This is a genomic window from Streptomyces sp. NPDC048248 (assembly GCF_043201875.1).
Lineage (GTDB): Bacteria > Actinomycetota > Actinomycetes > Streptomycetales > Streptomycetaceae > Streptomyces.
Genome location: NZ_JBICZL010000019.1, coordinates 89241 through 101288, shown reverse-complemented (window position 1 = coordinate 101288; position 12048 = coordinate 89241). Strand labels below are relative to the sequence as shown.

The window sequence follows — 12048 nt, the reverse complement described above, 5'->3', positions numbered from 1 at the left end:
CTCGCGCGCGAGAGTCCGGTACTGCTCCTGCATCGCACCAGCCTATGCGGCCCCACCGGCGGGCGGGCACCGGGCGCCCGCGGGGGTCACGCCGCGCCCCGGTGTCCGCCGTACGGGCTCTCTCGCACGGCCAGGCGGCGTACGCGCGCGGCGCGCACGGTGCGTCGGGAAGACGTTCGGGCCGCCCGTGGGCACTGTGACCCCCAGGGCGAGGGCCTCGTGTTTCCGGGGCCGGCTCGTACACGCACGAACCGGAACGGCGGGTTGGCGGAGGCTTCATGGACAAGGACACACAGTCGGCGATGACGGCGGGCGATCCCGTGACGGGCAAGGACATGCCCGAACCACCCCCGGAGGTCGTCGAGGCGGCACGCAACGCACCCGATCACTGGCTGGCGATGATCGACCTGACCTGGTCGGGCGAGGGGCCACCGCCCCTCTGGGCGCTCATCGGGCAGTGGCGGTCGGGACCGACCGGCGAGATCGAGGAGTGGCGGGACAACCCGGAGTACCGGCCGTCCCCGCAGATGCTGGACTGGCCGGACCCGGCCGACGCGGTCGACAGCGCGGTGCAGCTCGCCGCGACCGGCTACGGACCGGCCGAGGACGTCCCGGCGGCGCTGGCCCGCGCGGAGGTCTCCGTACTGGTCACCGCGACCGGCACGCCGCTGGCCGCGGCCTCTCCCGAGGGCACGCCGGTGATCCCCGTCTACACCTCTTCGGTGTACCTGGAATCGGTGGGCCGGCTGCTCTACGACCGGCGGCCGGTGGCCGAACTGGCCGAGCAGCTGCCGCCTGGCCACTCCCTCTACATCAACCCCACCGGCCCGGTGAGCATGCTGCTGGACACCGAGCAGCTGCGCGCGGCGCTGGCCGCCGCCGGCAGCGGTACCGCGCAGGACGCCGACGAGGCTCCCGAGCCGGTGGCCGCCGGGGCGCTGCGTCCCGGTACCGGGGCCGGCGGGATCGAGCCGGTGGGCGCCGGGATGGCGATCGGCAAGCCGGCGCGTGCCGGGGAGGAGAGCACGGTGGGCGCCGGGATGGCCGGTAGTGGGGCGGCCGGCGGAGCGAGCTGACCGCCGGCACACGGACCCGCCCCGCCCGTCTTCCCCTTCGGGCGGGGCGGCCGTGTGCCCGGAAGCCGCGGCCGGATGTGCGCCGGCGCCCCGACCGTGGACGTCGCGGTCCGCGGCCGGGAATCTCCGGGCTACGGCATCCGTTGTCCGCACAGGAACCTTCCGATGTGCAGGAGGCAGTGCGTGTACGGCGACACCGACACGATCCGCAGGATTCTCACCGAGCTCGGTGACACCTGGGCGGTGGTGGGTCTGTCCCGAAACGAACAGCGCGCGGCCTACGGCGTCGCGCAGGTGCTGCAGGGCTACGGCAAGCGGATCGTGCCCGTCCACCCGAAGGCCGAGACGGTGCACGGCGAGCGGGGATATCCCTCCCTGGAGGCGATCCCGTTCCCCGTGGACGTCGTGGACGTCTTCGTCAACAGCGACCTGGCGGGAGAGGTCGCGGACGAGGCCGTCGCCATCGGCGCGAAGGCCGTGTGGTTCCAGCTCGGGGTGGTCGACGAGGGGGCGTGGGGCCGGGTGCGCGAGGCGGGCCTTGAGATGGTGATGGACCGCTGTCCGGCCATCGAGATACCGCGTGTGGACTGAGTGGCGTCTGCGTTAGCGTCCGTGCATGATCACGCCACGTGCCGCTCTCCCTGAGGACGCCGCCGAACTGGTCCGGCTGCGCCGCTTGATGTTCTCCGCCATGAACGGCCGGGACGAGCCCGGCAGTTGGGAACGGGACGCCGAGGTGGTGGCCCGTCGGCAGCTGACCGGGCCGGACGCCGCGCTGGGCGGGTTCGTGGTGGACGGGGACGGTGGCGGCTCGCCACATCTCGCGGCGTGCGCGGTAGGGCGGATCGAGGAACGGCTGCCCGCGCCCGGCCACCCGTCGGGGAGGTTCGCCTTCGTCTTCAACGTCTGCACGGATTCCCGGTATCGGGGCCGCGGCTATGCGCGTGCGACGACGGAGGCGCTGTTGGACTGGTTCGCCGAGCGGGGCGTCACCCGCGTCGACCTGCACGCAACGGACGGCGCCGAGCCGCTGTACCGCAGCCTGGGTTTCACCGAGCACTCCACTGCGCTCTCCCTTGACCTGCGCTCCCGCACGCCTGCCGGGTCGCCCGTGGCCGGCACTCGCTAGCCGACGCCGAGCCCGTCCAGGACCGTGGCGCCCGGCAGTTCGGCCAGGGCCTTGCCCGGCACGATGAGCTTGCCGCGGCGGCTGCCGCTGCCGATCAGCGCGTACGGGATGTCGGCGACTGCGGCGTCCACCAGGATCGGCCACGCGCCGGGCAGACCGATCGGGGTGATGCCGCCGTACTCCATCCCGCTGTCGCCGACCGCGGTGTCCATCGGCGCGAACGACGCCTTGCGGGCGCCCAGTTGGCGTCGCACCACACCGTTGACGTCGACGCGGGTGTGCGAGAGGACGAGGCAGGCGGCCAGAGTGACCTCGCCGCCCCTCTTGCCGGCGACCACCACGCAGTTCGCGGACTGCTCCAGCAGCCAGGGGCCGTGATGCCGGACAAGGGTCTCGGTGTCCGCGATGGCCGGGTCGGTGTCGACGAACCGGACTTCCTCGACGGGCACCGAACCGCTCCAGACGCGCAGTGCGGCGGCCACGGGTTCGGTCAGCAGATCCAGGCACTCGATGGCGGGCCTGACATCGTCGAATGCATCCATCGGAACGGGCATATCAGCCAAGCTAGCAGCCTCGCCGGGTCGCCGGTCGCGTCGTCCCACGGCGCGGACGGGAGTCCGCCCCGCCGCTCCGACGCCGCGGCCCTGGCTGCGCGGCTCCGTCGCTCCCCGCGCTTCAGCGGGCCGGCGGAATGATCACCGCCATGGTCATCTCCATCGGCTCCGTGCCGTCGTTGCGGTAGACGTGCGGCACCTTCGCCTCGAAGGTCGCCGACGCACCCTCGGCGACCGCGTGCTCCACGTCGTCCACGACCAGCGTCAGGGTGCCGGCGCGGACATGGAGCAGTTCGAAGGTGCCGGGCGGGTGTGGATCGGAGCTGCTGGCCTCACCGGGCATCAGGCGCCAGCCCCAGAGCTCGAAGGGGCCGGGGGCCTCGGCGCCGACGAGCAGCGAGGTGTGGCTGCCGGCGTCGGTGGACCACATCCGGACGGCGTTCTCCGGGGCCACGATCCGCACCTGCGGCCCCTGCTCGTAGTCCAGCAGCGTGGTGATGCTCACCCCGAGGGCATCGGCGATCTTGACGGTGGTCCCCACGCTCGGGTTCGTCCTGGCCTGCTCGATCTGGATGATCATGCCCCGACTGACGCCCGCCCGCGCCGCCAACGCATCGAGGGTGTAGCCGCGTTCGGTCCGCCAGCGTTTGAGGTTGCGGGCGAGTGACTGGGTGAGCTGATCGAGGTCGGTCACGGTCCATCCCGGTCGGAGGTCAATATATTGAATTCCGCAGTCGCTTTTCTTGTACTACGGTGAGCTGCACTTCATCGTTCAGCACACTGTACTGCGAGGTTCACCATGACAGCGGTCTTCGCCCTGGCCACCAGCCTGCTCTGGGGGCTCGCCGACTTCGGCGGCGGCCTGCTCACCCGACGGCTGCACGCGCTGACCGTCGTGGTCGTCTCGCAGACCCTCGCCGCGCTGGTGCTCGGCGCCATCGTGCTGGCGACCGGTGGCTGGCGGGAGGCCGGGCCACAGCTGTGGTTCGCGGTCGCCGCCGGCGTCGTGGGCCCCGCCGCGATGCTCTGCTTCTACCGGGCCCTGGCGCTCGGCCCGATGGGTGTGGTCTCCCCGCTCGGTTCGATCGGCACCGTCCTGGTGCCGCTCGGCGTCGGATTCGTGGCGGGTGAGCGGCCGGGGCTCCTACAGGCCGCGGGCATGGTCGTCGCCGTGATCGGTGTCCTGCTGGCCGGCGGACCGCGGGTCGGCGGTGCCTCGGTGGCCCGCCAGACGGTCGCGCTCACCCTGGTCTCCGCGCTCGGCTTCGGTGCCGTGATGGCCCTCATCGCGGAGGCGTCCACGACGCTCACCGGTCTCTTCCTCGCCCTGTTCGTCCAGCGGCTGTGCAACGTCGCCGTCGGCGGCGCCGCCCTCTACGTCTCGGTCCGGCGCGGCACCCAGGCGCTGCCCGAGGGAGGCATCGGGGCGCTGCGCGAGACCCTGCCCGCGCTCGGCTTCATCGGTATCGCCGATGTCGCCGCCAACGGCACCTACGCCCTGGCCGCCCAGAACGGACCGGTCACCATGGCGGCGGTACTCGCCTCCCTGTATCCCGTCGTGACCGCGCTCGCCGCACTCGGCGTACTGAAGGAGCGGATGCGGGCGATCCAGACCGCGGGCGCCTCGCTGGCCCTGGTCGGCACGGTCCTGCTCGCCTCGGGCGGGTGACCACCACGGGCGCGCCGGCACATCGGCGATCACGAATGGTGCAGAAGCGGCCGGTCATCTGACCGCCCCTCAAGCGGACCGCGGACCCGTCGGCCGCCGCCCGGGGCTCCCCGCACCTGCCTACGGCACGTCCGCCGATGACCGGACCTGATCCGCCTCGCCCACGGGCGTCCGGGGCGAGGAAGGCTCCGCCGTCTCCCCCGCCTGCGGCAGCGCGTCCGTCTCGTCCGTCCCACCGGCCTCGGCCTGCCACTCCGCCACGGCGACAAGCTGCTCCGAGGTGACGCCGTCCGGGATCGGCCGGGGCGTCGGCGTACGCAGGGGCGGCTGCCAGCCCTCCTGCGGATCCCACCGGCGGACGACCTTCGCCGGGGCGCCCGCGACCACCGCGTGGTCGGGAACCTCACCGCGGACGACGGCTCCGGCCGCGACCACGACGTTCCTGCCCAGGCGCGCGCCCGGCAGGATCACCGCCCCGGTACCGATCCAGCTGCCGGAGCCGATGCTGACCGGGGCGCTGCGCGGCCACTGCTTGCCGATCGGCACGTCGGGATCGTCGTAGCTGTGGTTGGTGGTGGTGAGGTAGACACCGGGGCCGAAGAAGCAGTCGTCGCCGATCGTCAGCCGGACATCCGCGATCACATGACTGCCGCGCCCCAGGACGACGCCGTTGCCCAGCGTGAGGATCGGGTCCGGCCCCAGGTCGAGGTCCGGCATCATGCCCGCCGTCAGGGTCACGTCCTGGGCGATGATGCAGTACTCGCCGATCTCGATCCACGGATCGCCGAAGACCGTGCCCTGCGGGAACGCCAGCCGGGCACCGGAGCCGATGCGGCGGAAGCGGTACGGCCCGGGCCGCTCGGACGTGACGGCTCCGGCCCGCCTCACCCACCGCGCGCCGCGGTGGACGGCGCGCGACACGGCCCGGCGCCGCCAGGCCGCGACGGATGAGAACACGTTCTGCTTTATCGGCACGGGGATACCGTACTCAGCCCCCCGGACCACCCACCGCGCACTGCGCTGTGATCTTCACCCCACCGGCCGCTGCCGCCGCCGAACGCCGGCCCCGTCCTCTACGGTGCTCAAGGCGCGGCGTAGCACTGGCAAGGAGGCCGGAATGACAGGACGGGCACTGATCTCAGCGGTGGGCGGCAAGGAACCGGATCTCGATCCGGGGGCATTCGCCGCCCCGACGTCCGTCGTACTCGGTGAGGTCACCATGGCCGCGGGCGCGAGCGCCTGGTACCACGCGGTGCTCCGCGCCGACTGCGGCCCGATCGTCCTGGGCGCCGACAGCAACATCCAGGACAACTGCACCGTGCATGTCGACCCGGGCTTCCCGGTGACCGTGGGCGAGCGCGTCTCGGTCGGGCACAACGCCGTCCTGCACGGCTGCACCGTCGAGGACGATGTGCTGATCGGCATGGGCGCCACGGTCCTGAACGGCGCCCACATCGGCGCCGGCTCCCTGGTCGCCGCGCAGGCGCTGGTCCCTCAGGGGATGCAGGTGCCGCCCGGCTCGCTGGTGGCGGGGGTGCCGGCAAAGGTCAAGCGGGAGCTGACCGACGAGGAGCGCGAGGTCATCAAGCTCAACGCCACGATGTACGTGGAGCTGGCGGCACAGCACCGGGACGCCGTGAGCGACGGGGAGAGCTGAGCCGGAAGCGATGCCGCCGGTCGGCCGCCTGACGCTTCGGCACAAAGGCGGGGGCGGGCCGGCAGGCCACTTGGCGCCCGGCTGGAACCGGGGCCGGATGCGGCGCCGCTCCAGCTGCACCCGGCCCGGCCCCGGTCCCTCGGCCTCGCCGGCCGGCCACCGCGGTCGGCACGGACGTTCGTGCGTACCGCATCGACCAGGGTGGCGCGCACAAGGCGAGGCGGCGGTTCGCCCCCGCGTAGTCGTTCATCATCACCTTCGCGGTCCGCAGAGCCGCGGGAGCCCGAGAAGCAGCAGCTTCGCGACCGGCCCCCGGGTGAGCGCCACACACCTCTTGAGCACCGTGACAGGCCCCGACACCGCAGCAGGCAAACCGCCTGAGGCATCATGAGGAGCGTCATGAGGATGGTCATGATGATGCATCAGGCGGAGGGCACAGGCCCCTGCATCTGCTCGCTGATCCAGTGCAAGGACTCCGCCATGCGCCGGAGGTAGGTGTGGCCGCTGTGCACGCCGTGCGGTGTCTCGAAGAGCGTGGTGTGGATCGGCCCGCCGGTGTGGTCGCGGATGAAGCCCTTCACGTCGGGCACCGCCGCCTCGTCGGAGCCGAGTTCGAAGGCCAAATAGATCTCGGGACCGTGCCGCTCGACCAGCTGCCGCGCCAGCCGCCGGGGGTCGTTCGCCCGCTTCGCGGCGCGATGCCCCCGCCACATCGGCGAATCCGGGGCGGTGTCGGGCCCGTTGACGACGGCCGCCTTGAACTTCTGCGGATACTTCAGCACCGCCTTCAGCGCGGCGAACCCGCCGGACGAGGATCCCATGAACGCCCAACCCTCCCGGCCGTCATAGGTGCGGAAGTTCGCGCGCGCGAAGGCCGGCACATCCTCGGTCAGCCAGGTGCCCATCTTCGGCCGTCCCGGGATATCGCTGCCGTCGTGGTACTTCTTGCCCGGGTTGAGCACCGGCATCACGACGATGAACGGCAGCGTCCTGCCCTGCCGCGACCACCGCGCGATCCGCTCCTCCAGCGCGAAGCCCTTCCCCGCCCAGTAGTTGAACGGGTAGCCCCAGGCTCCGGGCAGTGCGATCAGCACCGGAAAGCCGCTCCTGGCGTACTCCGGCCGGTGGTACTGCGGCGGTACCCAGGCCCAGATGTCGCCGGTGAACCCGGACTTGCGACCGTGCCACCGCGTCGTGACGACCGCCGTTCCGTCAGCCCCGGTCGAGCGGTAGGGCAGCATTGCGGAGCGGGGGCCCTGGGGCGGCACCATGCGAAGCCTGCCGTTGCCGCCGTCCGCGGCCCGCGCGGGCGCCCGTGCCGTACCCGAAGCGCCTGCGGTGTGCCCGCCGAGGATGCCGCACCCGGCAAGCCCGGCGAGGAGGAACGCCACCGCGACCGCACTCACCACAGCCCAGACACGCAGGCCCTTCATCGGACGTTCTCCTCGTGCACGGCCCGGCCCCGTGACAGCCCGCTCTGCCGCCGCGGCACCGGACGAAAGGCTCCAGAATAGGAGCGACGGACCGGCACGGAGCGCCGCCACGATCTCGTCGCCGACCGGGCGATTCCGTGTCATCAGCGGCCGAGGGAGCCGATCCGCGCGTCAACGGCACCGGCGGCGCTTCCCCCGATCGATAATTCCCGCGCGCTGTTTGCCCGACCGGCGGTTCTGGCATCGTGGGGCGACGAGGATTGCGGCACGGTCCGTGCCGTGGACGGGGACGCGATGAGCATGTGGGCCGATCACCGGCCGCTGCCCGGTGTCGTGGGGCGGGCCGTTGAGCACGAACACCTCTCGGGGCTGCTCAGCAGCACCCCTCTGGTGACACTGACCGGCGGCGCCGGGGTGGGCAAGAGCTTCCTGGCCCGTGCCGTCCTCGACGACCACCTGGCGCGACACGAGGGCACGCTCGTCCGGGTCGGCTGCTGGGACGGCTTGGCCGCCGGAGGTCTGCTGACCGCACTGCGCCGGGCGACGGACCGGCCGCCGGACGCCTGCCACGGGGACACCGCTCGGGCCGCCGACCCGTGTGCCGCAAGCCCGCTCCCGTACGCAGCGGAGCGCGCCCCGACGTACGCCGCCGCGGGGGTTGTGGCGGAGCCGGACCCGGACGACGAGGCGGTCTCCGCGCTGGCCGCGCACTGCGTGCGCCACCGCATGACACTGCTGCTCGACGACTGTGATCCGGTGCTGGACGAGTGCGCGGAACTGGTCCGGCGGCTGTTGGATGCCGCACCGGATCTGCACATCGTCGTGACGTCGCGCAGTCCGTTGGGACTGGCCGCGGAACACGTCGTCGAACTCGCGCCGCTTCCGGTGACGTTGGGCGAGGGCATCGCGGGACCGGCCGCCGAGCTGCTCGCCGCCCGGTGCGAGGGCGCCGCGCCGGAGCTTCTGGTCACCGTCTGCGAGGTGCTGGAGGGGTCGCCACTGGGGATCGAACTGGCCGCTTGCCAACTGGACCGGATGTCGCTTCCGCAGCTCGCGGCCCAGCTGAGCACGGACGGTCCGCTGTTCTGCTCCGGCCCGGCCGCCACGGCGCGGCACACCTCCCTGTACGCCGCCCACGCCGCCGGCTATGCCCTCAGCTCGCCCGTCGACCGGCGGGTGTGGGCCCGGCTTTCGGTGCTCCCCGGGGACTTCGATCCTTGGCTCGCCGGCTGCGTTTGCATCAGCAGTGACGTTTCTTCAGTCGCGGTGGACGCCGCGCTGGAGCGGCTGCGGCGGGCCTCCGTCCTGGTGTGCGTACGTGAGGCGAGCGGCGGCCCGCACGGCGCGGCCACGCTCCCGGCGCGCTACCGGCTGCCACGCGGCGCCCGGGACTTCGGCCGCACGAAGCTGCGTGAGGCCGGCGAGGAGACCACGGTGCTGCGGCGATTCCGTCAGGGCTGCGCCGCTCTCTCGGCCGAGGCGCAGATCGCCTGGCAGGGCCCCGATCAGCAGGTCGCGGTCCGCTTGGTGGAGGACGAACAGCACCACCTGGACGCCGCGCTGACCCTGCCTCCGCTGGATGCCGACGACGCCCTCAGCGCTCTGGATATCGCGGTGTCCCTCTGGTTCCTGTGGGCCGCCTGCGGTTTCCGGCGCGAGGGCCGGGCGCACCTCGACCGGCTGCTCCTGCTCTCCCCGGACGACACTCCCCTGCGCGCACGCGCGCTGTGGCTGTCCGGTTGGCTCGCGGCCCAGGAACACGCGCTCTTGGCGGCCGAGGCGACGCTGGCGCGGGCATGGAAGGCGGCGGTGATGCACGCCGACTCCGACGGGCTGGCCCGTATCGCGCATGCATACGGGGTGCTGGCGCTCTACCGGGAGGACACCGGGGCAGCGGTGAGGTGCCTGGAGGAGGCGGCACGGCATCGATCCGCCGATCCGTGGTTCGGTCCCGGGCCCGCGCACAGTTGGGCGCTGCTCGCTGTCGCGCTGGCGGTGGGTGACCCGGCCGGAGCCGAGGCCGCCGCCCGCCGCGCCTGGGCCGCGCGGCACTCCGACGGGGATTTCTGGCTGTACTCCACGATCCTGTACGCGCGCGCCCTCGTCGAGCGGTCCCACGGTCGGCCGGATGCAGCACTGCGCGCCTGCCGCAAGGCCCTGGCGGCCAAGCGGCTCGTCGGCGATCCGCTCTTCATCGCAGGGGCGCGGGCGATGCTGGGCGGCCTGCGTCGCGGGGGGAATGCCTCGCGCCCGGCGGCGAACGGCCCCGGAGCGGCCCGGTGGTGGCAGCGCGGCGGCCCCGGCCCGCGGTCGGCTGCGTTCTTCACCCGGACCCGGACGTGGTCCTGACGGGACGGGCGGTTCGAGACACGCGGCGCCGGCAGCCGAGAGCCGATGGCGGTCCGGCACGCCGGCGACCTGCGCCTGTTACACAGTGTCATCACCCGAATGCCGTCGGCATGCGAGTGCGCCGGTGCGGCGGCATGCTGAGCTCATGAACCGTGCACCTGTGATCGTGCATCCGCCCTCGACCGGCGGCCGTCGCGTCACGCTCTACGGCCAGGACCTCGGGCGGGCACGCCGCACCGGTGACGTGGCCGCGTTCCTGCGTCGGGCCGGCTTCGCCACCACGAAGTTCATCTGGGAGGACGCCGGAGTATTCGAATGGCGCGACGGCGGCCCCGACATCTGGACCATGTCCTGACGGAGACACACCACCTGTACGGCCGGGCGCCTTCCGTGCGTCCGGCCGTCCTCGTTGCCCGCCCCCACTGCGTTCGCCAGTCCACGCAGCTGCTGCCGCCGGTCCGGCCACACCACCCCAATCGCTCAAAACAAACAACTCCACTGAACTACTTGAGCGTTTGACGGGTCGTGTGTACAAACCGTTCAGGACGTGCGGACGGCGGGCGGCTCGCAGAGCCCGGTCGGCCGAAGCACCAGGCTCTCGACCGAAGGGAACGGCAATGCGCATCCGCGCGGGCGTCTTCGGCGCCCTCCCCGTCATCGGCTCGGCACTGACCCTCCTTCTGGCTTCCCCCGCCGTCGCCTCCGTCATCTGGAACGGTGACGCCGCCGGAGGCACCGCCGTGTTCTCCTCGGTCCTGTGCGACGCGCCGGGCAGCGTCACCGCGCAGGACAACCACGACGGACGCGGCATGGTCTTCAAGTTCAACAAGCCGCTGGGGCTTGAGCGTTGCGAGGCACACGGCCTCTCGGTCGGCGGCTCGCGCTACACCTTCCACAACGACCGGACGTACTACCTCGGCTGGGACACCTCCACCAACACCGCGGACGCGGCGACCATCTTCCAGTGGAAGTCGTACGGCGCCGGGGACCAGCAGCAGCAGAACTACCCGGTGCTGATGAAGGTGGAGGGCGGTGTCCTGAAGCTGTTCCACATCGAGGCCGGTGAGAAGTGGACCCTGAAGTGGAGCACTCCCGTCGCGACCAGCACGTACAAGCGCATCGTGCTCGGGATCCACACCTCCGACGACGCGTCGACCGGCTGGGTCGAGGCGTACTACAACGGCTCCAAGGTGGCCTCGTTCTCCGGACGGACCTGGGACGACCTCGGCAACGACACCCGGTGGGGCACCTACGGCGCCGACGTCACGAACAAGCGGGTCATCAACTGGATCGACGGGCTGAGAGTCGGCACGAGCTACGCGGACGTCGCCTAGAGGCGTGGCGGGCCTCCCCCTCGGCCGATGTACTGGATCACCGCTCCTTCACCGCCCCGCAGGTGGGAGGGTGAGGGCGCGCATCCACCGAGGGGGAACCTACGTCATGGCCGTCATCCACCACACCGTCCTCAAGCCGACCAAGCTGGAGCTGCTCGCTTCCTGGCTGCCCACCCGCCCGTGGTACCGCGGCGGGGCAGGGGAACCGAGGTTGGCCAAGGCAGGCGGCTTCCGGTTGGACGATCCGCAGGGCGAGGTCGGGATCGAGTTCCTCGTGGTCACCGACGCCTCCGGTCCTCGCCCGACCACCTACTCGGTGCCGCTCACCTATCGGGGTGCCCCGCTCGCCGGGGCGGAGCACGCGCTCGTCGGCGTCATGGAGCACGGGGTGCTGGGGCGGCGCGGGGCATACGACGGCTGTCACGACCCGGTGCTGGTGGCCCAGATGCTGGCCCTGGTCGAAGGCCGGGTCCAGGCCCAGGACCAGAACACCAGTGACGCCCCCGACCGGGAGGTCACCCGCTCGTACACGGGCGAGGGCTCCCTCATAACGGACGTCGTCGCCTCGGCCGCCGACAGCTCCGAGGGCACCGAGATGTCCGCACCGCACGGCATGACTCTCCGCCTGCACCGGCTCCTGCGCCCCACCCCGGGGGGCCGTCCACTCCTTCCACAAGGGGCGATCGGGCATATCGGCGGCGCCTGGCAGCTGCCGGACGGCGTCCACGCCTCGGGGCTCTTCGCCACCTTGGACACGCCCTAGCCGTGGCCGAGGTGGACGTAACCGCGCCGGCTCCTGGTACGCGGTCTGCCAACGGCGACGGCCCGGCAGCGTGTGCTGCCGGGC

General features: G+C 72.2%; 13 protein-coding genes. 9 read left to right on the top strand and 4 right to left on the bottom strand.

The window, feature by feature from the left end:
- Nucleotides 1-278 precede the first annotated feature (278 nt).
- The 3 genes from ACGFZW_RS32640 to ACGFZW_RS32630 all read left to right on the top strand — a co-directional run bounded on the left by ACGFZW_RS32640 (nucleotide 279) and on the right by ACGFZW_RS32630 (nucleotide 2205).
- Nucleotides 279-1076 (top strand): type VII secretion system-associated protein, encoded by a 798-nt coding sequence (locus tag ACGFZW_RS32640; RefSeq protein ID WP_393896903.1) that lies wholly within the window; start codon nucleotides 279-281, stop codon nucleotides 1074-1076.
- A gap of 183 nt (nucleotides 1077-1259) precedes the next feature.
- A complete protein-coding gene (locus ACGFZW_RS32635) occupies nucleotides 1260-1667 on the top strand; it encodes a CoA-binding protein (RefSeq protein WP_393896902.1) in 408 nt (135 codons plus the stop codon).
- A 25-nt stretch (nucleotides 1668-1692) separates the two neighbouring features.
- Entirely contained in the window at nucleotides 1693-2205 is a 513-nt protein-coding gene (locus ACGFZW_RS32630; protein WP_393896901.1) for a GNAT family N-acetyltransferase, read from the top strand.
- Here ACGFZW_RS32630 and ACGFZW_RS32625 read toward each other — a convergent pair.
- Both ACGFZW_RS32625 and ACGFZW_RS32620 read right to left on the bottom strand, forming a co-directional pair.
- Nucleotides 2202-2747 (bottom strand): YbaK/EbsC family protein, encoded by a 546-nt coding sequence (locus ACGFZW_RS32625; protein WP_393896900.1) that lies wholly within the window; start codon nucleotides 2745-2747, stop codon nucleotides 2202-2204. The two genes, ACGFZW_RS32630 and ACGFZW_RS32625, sit on opposite strands and share 4 nt — an antisense overlap.
- Before the next feature lie 133 nt (nucleotides 2748-2880).
- Nucleotides 2881-3453, bottom strand: coding sequence for an XRE family transcriptional regulator (locus ACGFZW_RS32620; RefSeq protein ID WP_393896899.1), 573 nt, complete (start codon nucleotides 3451-3453; stop codon nucleotides 2881-2883).
- Nucleotides 3454-3558: 105 nt separating this feature from the next.
- Here ACGFZW_RS32620 and ACGFZW_RS32615 point away from each other — a divergent pair, with 105 nt between their 5' ends.
- A complete protein-coding gene (locus ACGFZW_RS32615) occupies nucleotides 3559-4428 on the top strand; it encodes an EamA family transporter (RefSeq protein WP_393896898.1) in 870 nt (289 codons plus the stop codon).
- A 120-nt stretch (nucleotides 4429-4548) separates the two neighbouring features.
- On the opposite strand, the gene ACGFZW_RS32610 is transcribed toward ACGFZW_RS32615, so the two are convergent.
- On the bottom strand, nucleotides 4549-5403 hold the full coding sequence (locus ACGFZW_RS32610; protein ID WP_393896897.1) for an acyltransferase: 855 nt from the start codon (nucleotides 5401-5403) through the stop codon (nucleotides 4549-4551).
- A 142-nt stretch (nucleotides 5404-5545) separates the two neighbouring features.
- Here ACGFZW_RS32610 and ACGFZW_RS32605 point away from each other — a divergent pair, with 142 nt between their 5' ends.
- The gene (locus tag ACGFZW_RS32605) at nucleotides 5546-6085 is read left to right on the top strand and encodes a gamma carbonic anhydrase family protein (protein WP_393896896.1); all 540 of its coding nucleotides are present in this window, start codon (nucleotides 5546-5548) and stop codon (nucleotides 6083-6085) included.
- A gap of 422 nt (nucleotides 6086-6507) precedes the next feature.
- Here the strand turns inward: ACGFZW_RS32605 and ACGFZW_RS32600 are convergent, their stop codons facing one another.
- Complete coding sequence (locus tag ACGFZW_RS32600; protein WP_393896895.1) at nucleotides 6508-7518, bottom strand: alpha/beta hydrolase; 1011 nt, start codon at nucleotides 7516-7518, stop codon at nucleotides 6508-6510.
- 279 nt (nucleotides 7519-7797) lie between these two features.
- Here ACGFZW_RS32600 and ACGFZW_RS32595 point away from each other — a divergent pair, with 279 nt between their 5' ends.
- The 4 genes from ACGFZW_RS32595 (at nucleotide 7798) to ACGFZW_RS32580 (ending at nucleotide 11964) form a co-directional block, all read left to right on the top strand.
- Nucleotides 7798-9867, top strand: coding sequence for an ATP-binding protein (locus ACGFZW_RS32595; protein ID WP_393896894.1), 2070 nt, complete (start codon nucleotides 7798-7800; stop codon nucleotides 9865-9867).
- A 145-nt stretch (nucleotides 9868-10012) separates the two neighbouring features.
- Nucleotides 10013-10222 (top strand): hypothetical protein, encoded by a 210-nt coding sequence (locus tag ACGFZW_RS32590; RefSeq protein ID WP_393896893.1) that lies wholly within the window; start codon nucleotides 10013-10015, stop codon nucleotides 10220-10222.
- A 262-nt stretch (nucleotides 10223-10484) separates the two neighbouring features.
- On the top strand, nucleotides 10485-11201 hold the full coding sequence (locus ACGFZW_RS32585) for a hypothetical protein (protein ID WP_393896892.1): 717 nt from the start codon (nucleotides 10485-10487) through the stop codon (nucleotides 11199-11201).
- 106 nt (nucleotides 11202-11307) lie between these two features.
- Entirely contained in the window at nucleotides 11308-11964 is a 657-nt protein-coding gene (locus ACGFZW_RS32580) for a 1,4-alpha-glucan branching protein (protein ID WP_393896891.1), read from the top strand.
- Nucleotides 11965-12048 lie beyond the last annotated feature (84 nt).

Coding starts and splice junctions, on each gene's coding strand:
- ACGFZW_RS32590 (WP_393896893.1), top strand. CDS start 10,013: ATGAACCGTGCACCTGTGATCGTGCATCCGCCCTCGACCGGCGGCCGT.
- ACGFZW_RS32640 (WP_393896903.1), top strand. CDS start 279: ATGGACAAGGACACACAGTCGGCGATGACGGCGGGCGATCCCGTGACG.
- ACGFZW_RS32615 (WP_393896898.1), top strand. CDS start 3,559: ATGACAGCGGTCTTCGCCCTGGCCACCAGCCTGCTCTGGGGGCTCGCC.
- ACGFZW_RS32630 (WP_393896901.1), top strand. CDS start 1,693: ATGATCACGCCACGTGCCGCTCTCCCTGAGGACGCCGCCGAACTGGTC.
- ACGFZW_RS32580 (WP_393896891.1), top strand. CDS start 11,308: ATGGCCGTCATCCACCACACCGTCCTCAAGCCGACCAAGCTGGAGCTG.
- ACGFZW_RS32600 (WP_393896895.1), bottom strand. CDS start 7,518: ATGAAGGGCCTGCGTGTCTGGGCTGTGGTGAGTGCGGTCGCGGTGGCG.
- ACGFZW_RS32585 (WP_393896892.1), top strand. CDS start 10,485: ATGCGCATCCGCGCGGGCGTCTTCGGCGCCCTCCCCGTCATCGGCTCG.
- ACGFZW_RS32625 (WP_393896900.1), bottom strand. CDS start 2,747: ATGGATGCATTCGACGATGTCAGGCCCGCCATCGAGTGCCTGGATCTG.
- ACGFZW_RS32605 (WP_393896896.1), top strand. CDS start 5,546: ATGACAGGACGGGCACTGATCTCAGCGGTGGGCGGCAAGGAACCGGAT.